The sequence below is a fragment of the Dyella nitratireducens genome (genome assembly GCF_014642835.1).
GTDB classification, from domain to species: Bacteria; Pseudomonadota; Gammaproteobacteria; order Xanthomonadales; family Rhodanobacteraceae; genus Dyella_B; species Dyella_B nitratireducens.
Map to the genome: position 1 here is coordinate 1,444,938 of NZ_BMJA01000001.1, position 18,883 is coordinate 1,463,820.

13 protein-coding genes are annotated in these 18,883 nt (G+C 58.9%); 6 read left to right on the forward strand and 7 right to left on the reverse strand.

Features of this window, described 5'->3' with window-relative positions; translation table 11 throughout:
* Positions 1-8: 8 nt before the first annotated feature.
* The 6 genes from IEX75_RS06680 (at position 9) to IEX75_RS06705 (ending at position 7,057) form a co-directional block, all read left to right on the forward strand.
* On the forward strand, positions 9-767 hold the full coding sequence (locus tag IEX75_RS06680; protein ID WP_308422106.1) for an SDR family NAD(P)-dependent oxidoreductase: 759 nt from the start codon (positions 9-11) through the stop codon (positions 765-767).
* The gene (locus tag IEX75_RS06685; RefSeq protein ID WP_188793455.1) at positions 764-1,654 is read left to right on the forward strand and encodes an SMP-30/gluconolactonase/LRE family protein; all 891 of its coding nucleotides are present in this window, start codon (positions 764-766) and stop codon (positions 1,652-1,654) included. The genes IEX75_RS06680 and IEX75_RS06685 overlap by 4 nt, the downstream gene beginning before the upstream one ends.
* 70 nt (positions 1,655-1,724) lie before the next feature.
* Positions 1,725-3,119, forward strand: a complete 1,395-nt coding sequence (locus tag IEX75_RS06690) for a sugar porter family MFS transporter (protein ID WP_188793456.1) — start codon at positions 1,725-1,727, stop codon at positions 3,117-3,119.
* 153 nt (positions 3,120-3,272) lie between these two features.
* On the forward strand, positions 3,273-4,832 hold the full coding sequence (locus IEX75_RS06695) for an RICIN domain-containing protein (RefSeq protein WP_188793457.1): 1,560 nt from the start codon (positions 3,273-3,275) through the stop codon (positions 4,830-4,832).
* Positions 4,833-5,011: 179 nt separating this feature from the next.
* Positions 5,012-6,385: a type II toxin-antitoxin system HipA family toxin YjjJ gene (gene yjjJ / locus IEX75_RS06700; protein WP_229720669.1), complete on the forward strand. Its 1,374-nt coding sequence runs from the start codon at positions 5,012-5,014 to the stop codon at positions 6,383-6,385.
* A 195-nt stretch (positions 6,386-6,580) separates the two neighbouring features.
* The gene (locus tag IEX75_RS06705; RefSeq protein ID WP_188793458.1) at positions 6,581-7,057 is read left to right on the forward strand and encodes a hypothetical protein; all 477 of its coding nucleotides are present in this window, start codon (positions 6,581-6,583) and stop codon (positions 7,055-7,057) included.
* 12 nt (positions 7,058-7,069) lie between these two features.
* Here the strand turns inward: IEX75_RS06705 and IEX75_RS06710 are convergent, their stop codons facing one another.
* The 7 genes from IEX75_RS06710 to hpnH form a co-directional block, all read right to left on the reverse strand.
* Positions 7,070-8,875, reverse strand: a complete 1,806-nt coding sequence (locus IEX75_RS06710) for a hypothetical protein (protein ID WP_229720670.1) — start codon at positions 8,873-8,875, stop codon at positions 7,070-7,072.
* Positions 8,876-9,078: 203 nt separating this feature from the next.
* On the reverse strand, positions 9,079-11,112 hold the full coding sequence (locus IEX75_RS06715) for a peptidoglycan-binding domain-containing protein (RefSeq protein ID WP_188793460.1): 2,034 nt from the start codon (positions 11,110-11,112) through the stop codon (positions 9,079-9,081).
* A 14-nt stretch (positions 11,113-11,126) separates the two neighbouring features.
* Positions 11,127-12,095: a hypothetical protein gene (locus IEX75_RS06720; RefSeq protein WP_188793461.1), complete on the reverse strand. Its 969-nt coding sequence runs from the start codon at positions 12,093-12,095 to the stop codon at positions 11,127-11,129.
* Between the two features lie 127 nt (positions 12,096-12,222).
* Positions 12,223-13,998, reverse strand: coding sequence for a type IV secretory system conjugative DNA transfer family protein (locus IEX75_RS06725; RefSeq protein WP_188793462.1), 1,776 nt, complete (start codon positions 13,996-13,998; stop codon positions 12,223-12,225).
* A 232-nt stretch (positions 13,999-14,230) separates the two neighbouring features.
* Entirely contained in the window at positions 14,231-16,441 is a 2,211-nt protein-coding gene (dcp, locus tag IEX75_RS06730) for a peptidyl-dipeptidase Dcp (protein WP_188793463.1), read from the reverse strand.
* 114 nt (positions 16,442-16,555) lie between these two features.
* Positions 16,556-17,665 (reverse strand): glycosyltransferase, encoded by a 1,110-nt coding sequence (locus IEX75_RS06735; RefSeq protein WP_229720671.1) that lies wholly within the window; start codon positions 17,663-17,665, stop codon positions 16,556-16,558.
* 21 nt (positions 17,666-17,686) lie between these two features.
* On the reverse strand, positions 17,687-18,829 hold the full coding sequence (gene hpnH, locus IEX75_RS06740; RefSeq protein ID WP_188793464.1) for an adenosyl-hopene transferase HpnH: 1,143 nt from the start codon (positions 18,827-18,829) through the stop codon (positions 17,687-17,689).
* Between the last annotated feature and the right edge of the window lie 54 nt (positions 18,830-18,883).

The window sequence follows — 18,883 nt, forward strand, 5'->3', positions numbered from 1 at the left end:
TGCCTCCCATGTTTGCCACCTACCCCAGCCTGGTCGACCGCTCGGTACTGATTACCGGCGGTGCGACAGGCATTGGCGCCGCGTTCGTTGCGCACTTCGCGCAACAGGGTGCTCGCGTAGCGTTTTTCGATATCGACGAAACCAGTGCGACCGCACTGATCACCTCGCTGCCGGATGTACGTCATGCCCCGCAGTTCCAGCGCTGTGACGTCACCGACATCGCAGCACTGCGCCAGGCGATTGCCAGCGCAAGTCAAAGCGTTGGGACTTTCAGCGTGTTGATCAACAATGCCGCCAATGATCGCCGTCACCAGCTGCAGGACACGACGCCGGAAGAGTTCGAGCAAAGCATCGCCGTCAATCTGCGCCATCAGTACTTCGCGACGCAGGCGGTCGTGCCGGGCATGCGTGAGCTAGGTGGTGGCTCCGTCATCTGCCTGGGTTCCACCGGCTGGATGATCAAGAACGCGGGCTACCCCATGTACGCGATGGCGAAGTCCGCCGTGCGTGGCCTGATCAATGGTTTGGCGCGCGAACTGGGCAAGGATCAGATCCGCATCAACGCCCTGGTGCCTGGCTGGGTGATTACCGACAAGCAGCGCGAGCTGTGGCTGGATGAAGCCGGCAAGGAAGAAATCAACCGCAAGCAATGCATGCCCGGCTACCTCGGCAAGGATGATCTCGCCCGCGCAGCCTTGTTTCTGGCTGCTGACGACAGCCGCATGTGTACAGGCCACGACTTCTTTGTCGACGGTGGATGGGCATGAGCTTGCAAGCTTCGCTGGTGTTGAATGCACAAAACACGCTCGGCGAGGGCGTGGTCTGGTGCACGCGCAGCCAGTCGCTGTACTGGACGGACATCCATGCTTCCGTACTGTGGTGCTATCGCCCTGCCGACGGCAGTACACGCCGCTGGCCGATGCCTGAGCGCCTGGCCTCGTTCGCCCTGTGCGAAGACGATGGCTGGCTACTGCTTGGACTGGAAAGCGGACTGGCGTTCTTTCACCAAGAAAGCGACCAATTGATCCGTATTGCCGACGTTGAAGCCGGCCTGCCGACGCGCCTCAACGACGGCGCCTGCGATCGCCAAGGGCGCTTCGTATTCGGCACGCTGCATGAACCCATGGATGGTGAAGCACGGCGTGCCGCCGGCGCTTTCTATCGGCTGCACAAAGATCTGAGGCTGGAGCAACTGCCACTTGGATCGGTCGCGATCAGCAATAGCATCGCCTTCAGTCCCGATGGCGCCACCATGTATTACTGCGATTCGTGGAAGCGCCTCGTGCATCGCTGCAGCTATGGCGACAGCGTGGCGGATGTGCGCCTGCACATCGACCTGACGCAACAGCAAGGCGAGCCGGACGGCTCGGCGGTAGACAGCGAAGGCGGCCTGTGGAACGCGGAATGGGGCTCCGGCCGCGTGGTGCGTTACACGCCCGACGGCAAGCAAGACCTCGTCATCAGCGTGCCAGCCAGCCAGCCGACGCGCGCCGCCTTCGGCGGCGAACGATTGAACATGCTATACATCACCAGTGCCCGCGACGGACTTTCCGCCGAGGCGCTGGCGAAAGAACCGCATGCCGGTGGCCTGTTCGCCATCGAGGTGCCCTTCACCGGCATGCCCGAACCACGTTTTACCGGCCGGCCTATATGAGCCGGCTTTTTCTATGCGCCGTGAAGAGGATGAAAACGTCCGCACGACGCGACCGACCGGGGAGTCATTCATGAGTGCCGTCTCAACACCAGCAACGACACATGCGCACGGCAAAACAACCGCCATTTTCACCTGCGTGCTCGCAGCACTGGCCGGACTAATGTTCGGACTGGACATCGGCGTCATCGCCGGCGCGCAGCAGTTCATTCAGAAGGATTTCAAGATCGACGACAGCACCATCGAATGGATTGTCTCGATCATGATGGCTGGCGCTGCGCTGGGCGCGCTCGGCGCCGGCTGGTTGTCCAGCCAGCTTGGCCGCAAGCGCTCGCTGATTCTTGGGGCGGTGTTGTTTGTGGCCGGATCAGTGCTGTGCGGTTTGGCGTGGACACCCGGTGTGCTGATCGCGGGCCGCTTTGTGCTCGGCTTGGCGATCGGCATTGCCAGTTTCACCGCACCGCTCTATTTGGCTGAAATCGCACCCGAATCGATCCGCGGCGCCATGATCTCGCTGTACCAGTTGATGATCACCACCGGCATCCTCGTCGCGGCACTGTCTAACGCCGCGCTGAGCTACACCGGCAATTGGCGCTGGATGCTGGGTATCATCGCGATCCCTGGCGCGCTGTTCCTGCTCGGCGTGGCCTTCCTACCGGAAAGCCCGCGCTGGCTGATGATGCGCAATCGCCAGCCCGAGGCCGAACAGGTGCTGCACCGGCTGCTCGGCAGCAACGACGCCATTGCCCGCGAGATCGGCGACATCCGCGAGCAGCTGAAAACGCCACAGCGCGGCGTGCACATGTTCTTCCAGAACGCAAACTTCCGCCGCTCGGTGGGCCTGGGGGTGCTGTTGCAGATCATGCAGCAGCTCACCGGCATGAACGTAGTGATGTACTACGCCCCGCGCATCTTCGAGAGCATGGGCTATGCCACCGAAGCGCAGATGTGGTTTACGGTGATCGTCGACCTCGTCAACGTATTGGCCACCTTCATCGCGATTGGCCTGGTGGACAAACTGGGCCGCAAGCCGATCCTATACGTCGGCTTCGTGGTGATGACGCTGGGCCTGGGCGTGGTCGGCACGATGATGCACCTGGGCATCCATACGCACAGCGAGCAGACCTTCACCGTGGGCATGCTGTTGCTCTTCATTGTGGGCTTCGCGATGTCCGCCGGCCCACTGATCTGGACGCTGTGCTCGGAGATCCAGCCACTCAAGGGCCGCGACTTCGGGATCGGCTGCTCCACCTTTACCAATTGGGCAGCCAATTGGTTGGTGGGCGTGTCCTTCTTGAGCCTGCTCAATGGCATCGGCAATGCGTCAACGTTCTGGCTGTACGCCGCCTTCAACGCGGTGTTCATCGTGCTCACGCTCTGGCTGGTGCCGGAAACCAAAGGCATCACGCTGGAGCAGATCGAGCGGAACTTGATGAGCGGCAAACGGCTGCGCGATATCGGCCGTTGATTCAGTAGTAGTGATCCAGCAGTAGCTCTACATCTTCGTAGAGGGGAACTCCCGGCCGGCGCGATGCCGGCCGGTTACAACACAACAAGAACGACTATTCGGCTTTTTCTTCAACACATCACGTTGTCGCTGACGCGACACAGGAGATGGTTTATGAAGCACCCGAAGCTTTGGTCGGCTTGGAGTTCCTTGTGCCTGCTGATGCTCGCCGTGTTGCTCGTCATGAGCGCACGGCCCGCATACGCCGCCACTGGCACCTTGTTGACCGGCAGTACGCTTTACCCACGCGTCGTTCGCTTGCAACACAATGCGGGCTTCAACGGCATGCTGGTGGCAAGTACCAACGGCATCATTTTTCAAAGTACTAACAATGGCGCAAGCTGGAACCTGATCGGTCCGGTGCCAGCGATCAGCGGCAGCTCCGAATACTGCTGCGCGACACTGTATGAACTCCCTCAACAGGTCGGTGCTCTTGCTGCTGGGACGCTGATGTTTGCCGCCACCTACACGGTGAACGGCACACCGGCGATCGAGGTATATACCAGCACCAACCAGGGCGTTTCCTGGAGCTATCACAGTACGCCCGTGCAACGCGGCGACAGTTCGCATGGATTGTGGGAACCGGAGTTTGAAGTCGCCAACGATGGTGGGCTGGTGATGTTCTGGTCTGACGAGACCGATTCGTGCTGCAGTCAGAAGCTCGCGCAGATCCGCACGTACGACGGGCAAACTTGGCAAGACGAAACCAACACGGTAGCCAGCACTGTTCAATCCGATCGTCCCGGCATGGCCACGGTCAGCAAGCTGCCGGACGGCCATTTCTTCATGAGCTATGAGCTGTGCGGCCCCGCTGCGTGCACGGTGTTCTACCGCACATCGACCGATGGCTGGAATTTTGGTGACCCGACCAATACAGGCACCAAAATCGCCACCGCCAGCGGCCAATATCTGGAGCATGCGCCGGTGAACGTGTGGAGCCCATCGGTGATTTCCAGCAATGGTGCGATCCTGCTGGTTGGGCAGGTGATGTACGAATCCAGCGGCAGCGTGTCGAACTCCAACGGCCAGGTACTGTTCGTGAACACCAATGTCGATGGCGCAGGCAACTGGTACACCATCACGTCGCCCGTGCAAGTTCCCACCGCGTACAACAACTATTGCCCGAACTATTCGTCGGCGTTGCTGCCGGCAACAGACGGCTCGAACATTCTCGAATTGGCCTCGGATTACAACAACGGCGGCTGCATCACGTACTACGGCAGCGAGTCCTGGAACAACCTGCCTGCCGATGGATCGACGCATGTGTTCCACAACATGCAAAACACCTCGTTGTGCCTGGACGACACCGGTTGGGGCACCACCAACGGCACCAGTGCGGAACTGTGGGACTGCAACGCGCTAGCCGTCCAAAACTGGACCGTGCACGCCGAAGGGGGTGGCTGGTACAGCATCCAGAACCAATACTCCGGCCTATGCGTGGACAACACCGGCGGCAGTACCACACCCGGCAACCTGGTTACTTTGTGGGGCTGCGTGGGCAACGCAAACCAGGCATGGCTGTTCATGGACCTGGGCAACGGCACCTACAAGCTGATGAACCAGGCGTCCGGCTCGCTGATGCTGGACGACACCGGCGGCTCCACCACCCACGGCACGCAGCTGCAGATCTGGACCGATAACGGGTTGGCGCCACAGCAATGGCTGCTCGATTGAGCCGGTAACCCTATCGCGCCGGCAGGATTGGCCTTATGCCGATCCTGCTGGCACGGCTCGCTACCGACCCGTCGCAAGTAATGGCAAATTATCTATTCAATTATGCATCACCTATAATCATAACTATATGTATTTAAAACAACTTGAAATGAAGTATCTATTCATGTATCTATTCATACATGGCCGCCCGCGAACTCGATACCGACCGCTTACTCACCACCCTGCGCCTGCGCCGAATAGCCACGGCGCGTGAGCTGGGGACGGCGCTTGGCGTCAGTCAGCCCACGGTATCCCGACTACTCACGGCGGCGGGAGACAGAGTGGTCAAGATCGGTCGAGCACGCAGCTCTCGTTATGCAGCCGTGCGCGAGGTACGCGGTTTCGGCAGCCGCTGGCCACTGTACCGCGTCGACAGCAAGGGGCGACCCCAGGATTTCGGCGATTTGGTGGCGCTGAACAATGAAGCGTACTGGCTGGATACCCATGAACCACCGGACTGGTTACGTGACGAATTCAGTGATGGCCTGTTTCCTGGCCTGCCGTGGTTCCTGAATGATCTACGCCCGCAAGGCTTTCTCGGCCGCATGTTTGCGCAACGCTACGCGCGAGATCTGGGCCTTGGCGATGACATCTTGCGCTGGAACGGCGACGACGTCCTCACGGCGCTACTGCTGCGTGGCGAAGATACGCCGGGTAACTTTGTATTGGGCGACTCCGCCCTGAAGCACGCGCTGAGTAACACACCCACGCCGATACCCTCGGCCTTGCGCAGACAACGCTACGGCATGCTCGCCGACGCCACGTTGGCCGGTGAACAAATCGGCTCTTCCGCGGCGGGTGAGCAGCCGAAATTCACCGCTTGTGTCGAAACAGCGGAAGGTGATCTACGGCACGTCATTGTGAAGTTCTCAGAACGGGTGGATGCCAATCCGGTAGGCCAGCGTTGGGCCGATCTGTTGATCAGCGAGCATCTCGCCAGCGAGCTGCTCCTGGAATACGGGCTACCCGCAGCAAGCAGCACACTGGTCTGGTCTGATGGACGACTCTGCCTGGAATCCACGCGTTTCGACAGACATGGCGCACATGGACGTCGCGGCATGGTTTCTCTAGCGGCCTGGAGCGACGCGCACGATGGTCTGCGCGACAACTGGGCCGCCGCTGCGGAACGCATGCAGCGCCAAGGCTGGTTGACGAACGACGCCGTGACGTATGTGCAGCGGCTTTGGTGGTTCGGACAGATGATCGCCAACACCGACATGCACTTCGGCAATCTGTCGTTCTTTCTCGACGATGCGGTACCACTAACACCTTGCCCCAGCTATGACATGTTGCCCATGCTCTATCGCCCAGGTAGCAGCGGAGGTTTGCCGGTGCGCGACTATCAACCACCACCGCCACGGCCGGATGTATTGAGCCCATGGCAGGAAGCAGCAGTGTGGGCGACGGCGTTCTGGGAACGCGTCGCTGCACATCCAGAAATCAGCCGCGATTTTCGTGAGATTGCCCGCAGCAACCAGGCGAAGTTGATTCAGTTGCGTGCGCGATTTGGGTGACTACGGCGTCTGCGCTCGGCACCGAAGCGCAACACGAACCCGTTCGTGATACTCGCCTACTGAAAAGGATGTGCAAATAGGGCAAAGACTTACAACAGAGTAGGACTAATCTTTCTGAAAAATCGTCTTTTGCCGCTTTCGCATATTGATCCATTCTGAGCGCGGGGAATCCTTCCACTATCCAAAGGACGCGCCATGTTTGATCTTTCCAGCAAGCTTCTTCGTCAATCGATCCTGACCACCATCATCGCCCTGAGCATGACCACCGTCGCCACCGCGCAAAATGCCGTACCCGCAACAGGACTTGGGCAAGCATGGCCGAATGCATCCGACGTCAGCACCAACCCGCATTACCACGTTTATCGATTTGAACGTGATGGCATTGTGTACATTCAGATCAATGATCTTCAAGGCAACGTGCACGCTGCTATCGCGACGACAGCGGGGGTGACGTTTGCACTGCCGATCGGCGCAGATGCGCAAAACGTTGCAGTTACTACGGGCATTTCACCGACGGACTTGACGCAGGCGGTCTATCGGGATGACAGCCTGACAGTCACGGCAGTGCCACAAAGTGACGGAAGCGTTGGCATCATGGCGATGGCACTGTGTGGCGATCCGAGACATTGCTCAGGGGGAGGCATTGTGAGCCAGCAGCCTCTCTCGTTCTGATAAACGAAACCGTCAACCCACCCATAGACGAATGAGAGGCTTGATGCGTGATCTTTCGTGCTGCGCACGCGATTCTGTATCGCATAGCAGTGCAGTGACCCGCATTCCCGATACCGTAGCGCGACGGCGAATGTCTCCCTCGAACAAACGAGCCAACAGCCGCAAGTCGTCGAAAGGCCGCGCGCTGGCGCCCAACTTGGGTGCCACGCGCTCACGCTGCTTGGCTTGCAAAAGACCATAAGCCACTTGGGAGACCTCCAGCATGCCATCCATGCGCAAGCCTACCCACGGAACGCCACGGCGACGTCCCATACGCAAAGTGAGGTGGATACCAATGCATGCGGGCGATGCACTGATATGCACTGCCGCTTCGCATGCCATGCGATAGATCACGCCCTGCAATGCCTCGCTCAAGAAGCGAAGCCTTATCCCTGGCGTTTCGCAGGAATAGCGGATACCCGCTTCGTGCAATGCCATGCCGATGGACTCTTCCAGAGCGGCGGCTAGCCCACGTTCCCGCCATGCGCTGGGATGGATGCTTTCGGCGACATAGTGAACCTGTTTCGGAACATCCAGAAAGTCCTTGTCATAGCCATCGCGCGCTTCCACCGGTACGAAGCGCTGCAGCACGCGCGCATAATCCATGCACACCACGCCCGCTACTTGCTCCAAAAATTGAGAGGTCTGCTGTAAGCGCTGCTCGCCAAACAGCAGCGCCTTCTGCGCAACATGCTGAGTTTGTTTGGCGTCGCGCTGAAGCTGTTCGTGCTGCCGCCATTGCGAGGAAATGTGTGCGCCGAACATGTAAAGGCCAGTGATAGCGAAGGCCATCACCACATGCATCTGAAGAATGGCTGGGTCGGGCCGCCAATCCAATAAAAAGCGCATACAAATAAGGGCAGATGTCCCACCCAGCACGGAGACCCAACCGTGCTTGAGCGTCAACCAAACCACTAGTAGAAACAGCGCTGTCAAAACGACTGGTTTGGCAACATCGGTAACGACGCCGTGAAGGAACGTCAACACAGTAAAGGCGAGAACAGTGAGCGATACATGCCGGAATGCCGGCTTTCGAACCATCTGGCGCAGGGATAAAAGCCTATCTGGCATCACGCGACGATGCGTGCGGACCATGACAGCCCACGGTACGACGATAAGCATGGCTAGATAGTTATCAAGGACGTACATAAAGGCTGTACCAGACGGGGCGTGGTAAGGCCCCGTTGGCAATTGGACCGTTGATAACGTGACACTATTCATCGCGGCCCAAAGCACCGACAGGCTTAGGGCGCAACATAGCAATACCTTGATATTTACCTGATGATGCGAGGGGAACAGCGCCGTGCGGCTCCGAAACCACCAAACAATCGGCATGCCTAGCGCAATTCGCGGAACAGACATCAGCGCCACCCACGTGATGCCAAACTCCCCCAGGCACGCCATATTGGGATGGATCATCACCACGCTTTCACCCACGGCCAACGCCGCCCAGTAGCGATACGGCACTAATAGCAGGCACGCCATACGAAATCCGGCGATGACCGGCCAGTGGTTCTCGGAAAAAGCGCGCAAGGGCAAATAGAGCAGCGCGTACCCCATAACCACCACCATGTGGATCAACCATCGATCGGCCTGTAATGTCTTTTCGATCTGGATGCTGCGCATGCTTTCCTTGCCCTCCAACAAGGCCACGCCATGTATGACTTGTTCCCCGGCGTGGCGCACTGTTTGCCAATACAAAGTGCAAGCATGGCCGTGGCCACTCCGTCTCCGTAAGATGGATACGATGACTTGTCTTGTCGGATGCGCTTTGTTCACCTTGCAAGACATACCTGTCGGGCTACTGATCTGGACTACAAGACCCGAAGACAGACAGGCTCAACGTGCATGTCACGCCAGCCGCTCCCACGCCCCGCTTCCTGCAGTCCGTCACGCTTGGTCATCGGTCGCTGGATCGACGCGATTCGGCCGCCTCTTGGGCAAAGAAACCGGCGATTCAACCCAGTAGTAACGTGCGGGCGTCAGCGGGAAGGCCCGCCCAGCACCGGCCCCTGCAGCCCTTGCGCGTTGGTGAGTGCGACCTGGGCCTGAATCTGAGCCACCATCTGCACCCGCTGCTGGTCGTAGTGCTGGATGTGCGCGATGCATTGCTGCGGCTCGGGCGCGGGTTCTTTCAGGTCCAAGGTAGCGACCGGCCCGGGCGGCCACGATGGGCAGAACCTGATGATTCCGTCCTCCTGATTGAAATCGATGCGGCCAAGATTCTCGGCACTGATCTGATGGGTGTGACACGCCGTGGTGAACTGCAGCAGGCGTTTTTCGGAGGCGTCGGGGATGCGCGTCTGCAGTTCGTTATACAACGCGTTAAGAGGATGGTTCGCGTGGCGCGGATCGACCGCATCGGTTCCGGGCCATCCTGACTCTCTTTGAGTCATGGCTGCCATGTTGTGGGTAATGCCATCTACGGCAGGTACGACGTGCAGGGGATGGACGGCGTGCGGCACCGGCTCAGCGGGCGCAGTGCGCGCATGGTCTTGCTCTCTTTCGTTCGTTCGCTCCTGTTCACGCTGATGGTGCATGGCCTCCACCTGCCGCTGCATCTCACGCAGTTGTGCCTGGATGACGGCAAAGGCATCCTGGTTCGGCGCGACAGCGTGGTTCATGGCTGGCGCAGCCACCGGTTCTGACGGTGCGGGTGGTACCGAAGCCGGATGACCCATGCCATGCGATGGCGAGGCAATAGCGTGCGACGGTGCCATGGTGGTCGATACCGATGGCTGGCTCTGCGCGATGACCGAGGGCGTACCAGGCGCATGCACGGGTACTTCAAGCAGCGATGTTTCGCGCATAGGGATAGCATGCATGTTCGCGTTCTGCTGCAGTTCCACGATGGTGGCACGCGCTTCGATCAGGACGCGGGTGGCCGGATCGGCCAGGCCGGTGCCTGGCAAACCTTGTGTTTGCTGAAACGCTGTGACGGCGTTGCGGGTGGCGTCATCGTAGATGCCCGTGACCGGCACTATCTGACCGCGATGATCGGCGAGGCGCAACGTATTCAAATGCTGTTGAAGCGTGCGAATGGTGGCGACATCAAGATCGGATGGTGGCGCCATCTGTGGGAAGGTAAGCACAGGTGGTTTGGTAGTCGTTGCCGGGACGATGGTGGGTGCCATGGCCGGGGCGATCGATGCCGCGCGTGTGGCTTCCTGCAAAACAGCCCTTGTGTTTGGGCCGGCTATACCGTCTACGGTCAGATTGTTATTGCGTTGGAAGGCTTCGATGGCGCTACGCGTGTCGCGACCAAAGTCGTTATCTACCGTAAGAAGGCGGCCTTGTGCATTGGTGTAACCCAAGTTATTCAGGCGCGCTTGCAGCTCACCAACAGCAGGGCCGCGATCGCCTTCGCGCAGAACGTTGCCTGCTATGCGATGAGGCTCTGCTTGTGCCTTGGCAATGCGCTGGAACTGTCCAGGCCCCATCGTCATCGTGGTTCGCCATGCTTCTTCGCCAGATAGCCCTTTGTCCATCTTGGCTTGGTATTCGGCGCGCATCTCGTTCAGAGCAACCGCTACTTCGGCAGCAGTGGTATGCATTTTGTTGCCAGATCTTTCGTATTCCGCGTACACATGCCCCGGCGTATCAGGGTCTTCCACACTGGCCCATTCCAAGCAAGTAGCTTTTTGTGCGCCACGTAGGTTGGCGCCGGATTTACTGGTGATGTAAGCGTAAATTTTTGAACGCTTCGTGGGGAGTATGTATTCGTTGAAAAGTCTGTCTTGCAATTCCGGAGTGAATTTTTCGGAGGGATCAATTTCCAGCTTTTTTACCCCTTCGGCCAATACTATAGGAATAAGCTGATATTTCCCGACAGCAAAAACCCTGTCCAGATGACCAGGAGGCAGGTTCTGGTGTCGCTGAATTTCAGCGACAGTCATACTCGTGAATTCAAATACTTGATTGGCAGGAAGGACATTATTTTTCTTATCGGTTCCTCGATTATATGAGTTGTAATTACCTTCACCGCTACTAATCAGTTCCATCAAAGGGTTGGTCATGGCTTGACTCAAATTTAGTGACCGTATTCCATGGGGATATCGTCAACAGTCGTTGTGTACTCCCACCTGGACACGCCGAGCCCCCATTTGCCAGGTTCTTTCAGATCTCGTATGTCACCGTAGATGGTCACAGCCAGTGGCGTACCATTCTTGACGTAACGCAGGACGTAATACCCGGTCCCTGTAGCCCATGCGGTCTCTGGGACCATCTTGCAAAAGCTACCGTCCTCGTCGGCACCAAGCGAGGCATTGTGGCAATCGGCGTTCGCCACGGGTTGCCAGCCATCAGCAAGCAGCTTCTTTCTGAAGTCGACAAAATTACCAATTTTTCTGTACTCAGGTCCAAGGGAGCCGTTCGTTGGTTTGAGATCGGTGAACGCCGGATTCGCTGCGTTTCCCGTAGGCGGTGCTGGATTGTTTGCACTCTGCGCTTGGCCTTCCAAATTTGCGCTGCCCGTATGGCTTGCTCCTTCCACCGGTGCCAGCGGATGACACGCCGCGGCTCCCACGGCCATGGCTGCTACTGTCGCCATACACTTGATCTTCATCTCATCGTTCTCCTCAATAGCCGGTAGTTCACGCACCAAGTTTCCTTGAAAATCCCGATAAGGCACCTTGGGTTTGGTCTTCTTCTGCACCGGCAACCCGCCGGGCGGCAACGGCCCATATCTGCGTACCGTCTCCTCATTGGCGATTTCCATGGCGTATTTCAGCTGCAGCAGGTAGGCTCGATCGGGCTTGTGGTGATGGTAGGGAAGCAGGGAAGACGGACGCGCGCCTTCGCCATCCACATCGTCTTCGGCGTTGAATGTCTGACGGGTGTTGGTTCCCTTATTCGCATGGCCGTCGCCATCCGTGCGTAAGGGCATGGGATCGCGCCAACGCGGTGGCCTTAACTCCAGGCCAAGCAAGACGGCCATCGCCCAAGCCAACAGGTATAGCGCGACGAGCACAACACCCAGAGCCAGTTTGATCGTCATCATGGCTTTCCGTGCGAGGGTTTGGGCGGCATGGCCGATAACTTCATGCCTCGACCAAGCCTATCGAGCGAAGGCTTCTTGAGGCCGGCGCGCACGGTCATCCCATCTGGTGCCAGCACCGTTACGGCGATCATTGCAGCCACGCCGCCGCTCGCTCGTTCTGCGGCCGTACGATGTCCTTGGCGGGCTCTTCCTTCGCGGCACGTTGCCCCACCGGCTTGATCACCGCCCGTGGCATGCTCGCCCGCTTCATGAGCATCTTGTCCTCGAAGTACCAGTTCTTCTTCGCGCGTATCGGTTTGCAGCCTTCGTAGAAAATCAGCTGGTCGTCCTTGGGCAACTCTTTGATCTCTTGCGGCAGCATCAGCGCGCGGCGCTCTTCGGTGTAGTGGGTTGAGGCTTGGCTGGTGCCGCCGCCATGGCCGGTGCTGCGATGCCGTTTGCGAATGGTTTTGTAGCCGAGCATGTCGCTGTATTCGTTGGCGTCGCTCTGTTCGCGTGCTGCAGCGGCAATTTGCGCGCTGTGGTTGGTGATGAAGTTCTGCCCATCGTTGTCGCCGTAGATGGAGCGCAGTTGCGCTCGGCTTTGCACGATACACACGTCGCGCACGCCGTAACTGGCGGAAATGGAGATGCGCTTGGACCAGACCTCCAGGCGCCCCATGGCGGTGAACTCGTCCATTAGCATCAGCATCTGGTATTTGAGATCGGGTTCCTCGCCCAGTTGTTTGGTGAGGTTGTTGTTGATCACGCTGCTGAAGAAGATGTTCAGCAGCTTGCTGCTTTCGTCCAGTTTGTTGGTGGGAATGTTGACGTACAGGGTGGTCGGCCACTTGCGGATGGCGGTGATGTCGAAGTCAGTGGCGTTGGTAGCGTCGGCCAGGATGGGGCTCAGGAACTGTTGCAGCGGCGCTTGCATGGTGGCGATCACCGAGGAAAAGGTCTGTTCGGCGTGGTTCACAAGGCTGCTGAAGCCAGAGCGGGTTTCCTTGCCGACGAAGGCGTACTGGGGATTCGTCAAAATGGTTTGCAAAGTTTCCTTGATGGATTTGCCATCCGCGCCGCTGGAGAAGCGCAGGATGCGCTCGAAACTGGGAAAGATCGATGAGGTATTGGGATCTTCCTGGCCGGCCTGATCCCAGGCCTCAAACATGTAGTTGGTGAAAGCGGTGAAGGCCGCGCGGCTTTGGAAATTCCAGAATGGGTCCACGCTATGACCATCGGGATATAAAATCGCGGCGATGGATTGGATCTCGGCGTAGCGTGCCTTCGCATCGACCTCGGCCAGGAGCGTCATGGGGTTGAAGCGAAGGGTGTTGCCCGCCGCATCGTAGGGCGCCCATCGCCAGATGAGTTGGCCTTGCGATTCCCGCCACCCGCTAGTGGCTTGTTCCAGTTCCCCTTTCCAGTCAATCACTACAACGGAGTGCTTGTAGGTGAGCAGTACCGGGATGGCGACAGTGGCGGTCTTACCCGCACGGGTGGGGCTGATGACGATGACGTGCTGCGTACCGCTTAGCCACAGGTAATGGCCTTTGTATTTGCCGATGAGGATGCTTTCCGGATTCTGCTTGAGCAAGCCGGCTCTTTTTAAGTCGGACAGGTCGGCGAAACTAGCGTCGCCATGGAGGGATTCGGGCTTGGGCCTGAGCAGCGCGATCATCAATGCAAGCCATGCCAGAAACGGAACGCCGAACCCGATGGCACCGCTAAGCTTGATGCGGGTGGCGAAGGGGGCGAACTCCCGCAGGTCCAGCGCTTGGAAATACTGCCACCACATGTTCCAGGCCTGCGGTACATCATGCAGGCCGAGAAAGAGCAGTACGAGGTAATTGGACAAAACCCAGCCGGCAGCCATGGCCGCCCATAGCACTATGCATGCAAAAAGCAGCTTGCCTTTGCTCATGTGTTTTTGTCCCCAGCTTCCGTTAAATGTCGGATGCTGGTGTGAACCGCTCGCGTCGAGAATCGGGAGTACCCGATGTCTCTTGTAGGTTGCTATAGCATGGCCATGAAAGCGCTCATACTTGCCTTGTAGCCGCCATGGCCGCGAATGAGATACTCACTTTTGCTCTAAAGCGTCCAACAAAAAAGGCCGGCATGGTGCCGGCCCTTTCGCGTAGCACGATTACCATCACTTATTGCTTGGGCGCCTGCTTCAATCCGCGATGGACCAGCATCGGCTCGATGCTTGGGTCCTGACCGCGCCAATCTTTGTATAGCTTGGCGAGTTCTTCGGTGTTGCCACGCGAAAGAATCATGGCGCGGAAACGATCGCCGTTTTCACGCGTCAAGCCGCCCTTTTCCTTGAACCCTTCGAAGGCATCGTCGGCGAGCATCTGCGTCCACAGGTACGCGTAGTAGCCAGCCGAGTAGCCATTGCTCCAGATGTGCAGGAAGTAGCTGGAGCGATAGCGCGGCGGCACGTAGGAGAGATCGACGCCATCTTTCTTTAGTGCCGCAGCTTCGAACGCATCGGCGTCCTGCTTCGGTTGGTCGGCGGTGAGCGTGTGCCAGTTCATGTCGAGCATCGCTGCAGCGACAAGCTCGGTCATATCGTAGCCCTTGTTGAACAACTGGGCCTTCTTGATCTTCTCAACCAACTCCTGCGGCATGGGCTCGTTGGTCTTGTAGTTCTTCGCGTAATTGGCGAATACCTTGGGATCGAATGCCCAGTGTTCGTTGAACTGCGAGGGAAACTCCACGAAGTCGCGCGCAGTCTGCGTGCCGGACAGGGTCGGGTATTGCTCGTCGGCGAAGAGACCATGCAAGCCGTGGCCAAACTCGTGGAACATGGTGACTACGTCATCAGTTGACAGCAGCGCCGGCTGGCCCGGTGCAGGCTTGGTGAAATTGGCGACGTTGTAGATCACGGGCTTGGTGCCGAGCAGCTTGGACTGCTGCACGAAGTTGTCCATCCACGCGCCGCCGTTCTTGTTGTCGCGCTTGAAGTAGTCGAAGTAGGCCAGCGCCAGCGACTTGCCGTCCTTGTCGAACACTTCGAACACGCGCACGTCCGGGTTGTAGACGGGGATGTCCTTGCGTTCCTTGAAGGTGAGACCGTAAAGCTGGTTGGCGGCATAGAACACGCCGTTCTGCAGCACGTTATCGAGTTCGAAGTACGGCTTGATCTGCGACTCGTCGAGGTCGTACTTGGCTTTGCGCACTTCCTCGGCGTAGTGCTCCCAATCCCAGGGTTCAAGCTTGAAGGTCGGTTGCTTGAGCGCGGCCTGATCTTTGTCGATCTGCTTCTGGATATCAGCAGCTTCCATCTTGGCGCGCGCGACGGCGGCAGGTGCAAGCTTCTCCATGAAGCTCATCACCGTTTCCGGTGTCTTGGCCATCTGATCCTGCAGCGTCCATGCGGCATAGTTGGGGAAGCCGAGCAGCTTGGCTTCTTGCGCACGCAACTGGGCGATGCGTTCGATGACGTCGCGCGTGTCATTGGCATCGCCCTTCTCGGCACGCGTCCACGAGGCCTCGAACAGCGCCTTGCGCGTATCACGATCGGTCAGGTCTTGCAGCAGCGGTTGCTGCGTGGTGTTCTGGAGGGTGAGTACCCATTTGCCGTCGAGATGACGGTCTTTCGCCGCCTGCTCGGCGGCGGCGACGTCTTCGTCGGAAAGGCCGGCGAGCTTGCTCTTGTCGTCGACGACCAGTGCACCGTTTTTCGCAGCAGCCAGCAGCTTGTTGTTGAATTGCGCCTGCAGTGCCGCGTCTTCCTTGTTGTAATCCTTGAGTTTGGCTTTGTCGGCATCCGACAGCTTGGCGCCGGCCATGACGAACTGGCGATAGACCACGTCGATCAGGCGCTGCGATTCCGCATCGAGTTTGAGCGAATCGCGCTGGTCATAAACCGTTTGAATACGCTGAAACAGTTTGCTGTTGAGGTGGATCGCGTCCGCATGCGCCGCAAGCTTGGGTGCTTCTTCTTCCTGCACTTTCTGCAATGCGTCGTCGGTGTTGGCGGCGGTGATGGCATTGAATACGGCCATCACGCGGTTAAGCAGCACGCCCGTTTTTTCCAGGGCCACATAAGTGTTTTCAAACGTGGGTGGCTCGGGGTTGTTGGCGATCTTCTCGACTTCGTCCAACTGCTGCTTCATACCCTCTTCAATCGCGGGCTGATAGTCGCCGTCCTTGATCTTGTCGAACGGTGGTGCCTGGTAGGGCAGCGTGCTGGCGGTGAAGAACGGGTTGCTGGCCGGCGCTTCGGTGGCTGCGGTGGTCGACGCCTTGGCGGGAGCGCTGCTGGAAGCCGCCAGCGCATTGCTGGTTTCGTTATGGGATTGCGAACAGGCAGCGAGCGCGACAGACATGGCGATCACAAGAACACGGAAACGAGGCATGGAGGCTCCCCAGCTGGGCTGCCCGGAGGCAAGCGTGTGAAAGACCCCCGACTCTAGCCAGAGCGCCCCCATCTTCCAAGCCTGCCGGACGGCACAGTAGCTACTGACCGCGCCTCAAGTGCTGTAGGTACGATCCTTCCAGCGCGAACGCACGCCGCGCCAGTAACGGATGGCCGAGCTCCAGGTCATGCCTAGGTAAAGCGCGGCGGTTACCGGCAGCAGCAGCGCCCAGGCCAGGCGCATGTGGTAGTAGCGCAGCATGGGCAGGTAGCTGAGCATCATCGCCACCAGGGCGATCAGGCCCAGGCGCCAGGTTGCTGGCGAGGCCAGCAGGGCGAAAGGCAGACCGTAGGCAATGGCAAACAACACCGTCACGACCACCAGCAGCAGGGTGGAATAGCCGAGCTGCGTAAAAGCGGAGCGGGCCACCATGTCGTGAATGGAACCCAGGTTGCCATAAGGACGCAGGCTGACCACGCCGCGACTGAGGCCCAACCAGATGCGGTAGCCGGCATTCTTTACCTGCCGCGCGAGCGTGCAGTCGTCGATGAGCGCATCACGCAGGCTGGCAAACGCGCCGGCCCGCTGCAGTGCCTCGGTATCGACCAGGATGCAGCCGCCTGCCGCCGCCGCCACCAGGCGCGACGCCGAATTGGAAATGGCGAAGGGATAGATCAGCTTGAAGTAGTACACAAAGGCCGGCAGCAACAGGCGATCCCAGAAGCTGGTTCGGCGCAGGTCGGCCATCAACGAGACGAACTGGCGGTTCTCGTGCTGCTTATGCGCCAGCAGCGCGGGCAAAAGGCCCGGCTGCAGCTGGATATCGGCGTCCAGCAGCAGCGTCATGGGCGTCTGCACCTGCGCCTTGCCCTGCTCCAGCGCCCACAACTTGCCTGCCCAGCCTTGCGGCAATGGCTGTCCGGTGATCACGCGCACGTTGGGAAAGGAGGCGGCAATTTTCGCCGTGTCGTCGGTGGATTGATCGTCGACGACGATCACTTGCAAGCCAGTGCCTTGCGTCTGCAGGCCAGACAGCGTGAGGCCGATGACATCGGCCTCGTTGCGTGCAGGAATCAGTACCGTGATCTGCGCGAGATCAGCCGACCCAGCTTGCGGGTCGGCTTCGATACGTTCACGGGTACTCCAGGCCCGCCACGGTGTCAGCAGCAGGCCTATCCACATCAGTGCCGGCAGCGACGCGGCAATCCATCCCACTATGCCCATCGTAGTCGCCACTTTGACGCTTTAATGATTCGCTTCGGTACCCGTCTCCGCGCTGCGGCGCTGGATCGAGCTGATCGGAATGTGGATCGCCGTGGCATCGGCACGGTTGCCGTATTTCACCGGCAGATCCGGCGCCATCGGGCCATCGGTGCGCGGACCAAACATCGACACTTTCAGCGCCTTCAGCGGATGGGCAAACATGTCATCCACCGCCGTGCCTTCAAAGCCGCAGTGCGCCATGCAGTTGTCGCACTTCGGATTGATGCCCACGCCATACTTTTCCCACTCGGTGTCTTCCATCAACTCCTTGTAGGTCTTGGCGTAGCCTTCATCCACCAGCAGGTAGCAGGGCTTCTGCCAGCCGAAGATGTTGTACGTGGGGTTGGACCACGGCGTGCACTGGTAAGCCTGGTTACCCGCAATGAAGTCCATGAACATCGCCGATTGGTTGAACGCCCACTTGCGCTTGCGTTCCTTGCCAATCTTGAAGATGTCGCGGAACAACTGCTTGCTCTCCGTGCGCCCCAGGAACACGTCCTGGCGAGGCGCGTGTTGGTAGCTGTAGCCCGGCGACACGGTGATGCCTTCCACGCCCAGTTCCATCGCATAGTCGAAGAAGTCGGCGACTTCTTCCGGCGGCTCGCTGTTGAACAGCGTGCAGTTCACCGTGACGCGGAAGCCCTTCGACAGCGCGAGCTTGATCGCGGTCACGGCCTTTTCGAACACGCCGTCCATGCACACGGATTTGTCATGCTGCTTCTCCAGGCCGTCAAGATGCACGGACCAGGTGAAGTACGGTGACGGCTTGTATTCGTCGATGTGCTTGGGCAGCAGGATCGCGTTGGTGCACAGGTACACGAACTTCTTGCGCGCCACGATGCCTTCGACGATCTTCGGCAGATCCTTGTGGATCAGCGGTTCGCCACCGGGAATGGACACCACGGGTGCATCGCATTCGTCCACCGCGGCCAGCGCCTGTTCGACGCTCATGCGCTTTTGCAGGATTTCCTTCGGTTGGTCGATCTTGCCGCAGCCGGCGCAGGCCAGGTTGCACTGGAACAGCGGCTCCAACATCATCGCCAGCGGGTAGCGCTTCTGACCGGTCAGCTTCTTCTTCAGAATGTATTGAGCGATCGTGGTCTGTTGAATTAGAGGGATACCCAAGGGATTTCTCCGGAATGTCAGGACGCCCGCGCAACGGCGGCGTTTTGAAAGCTT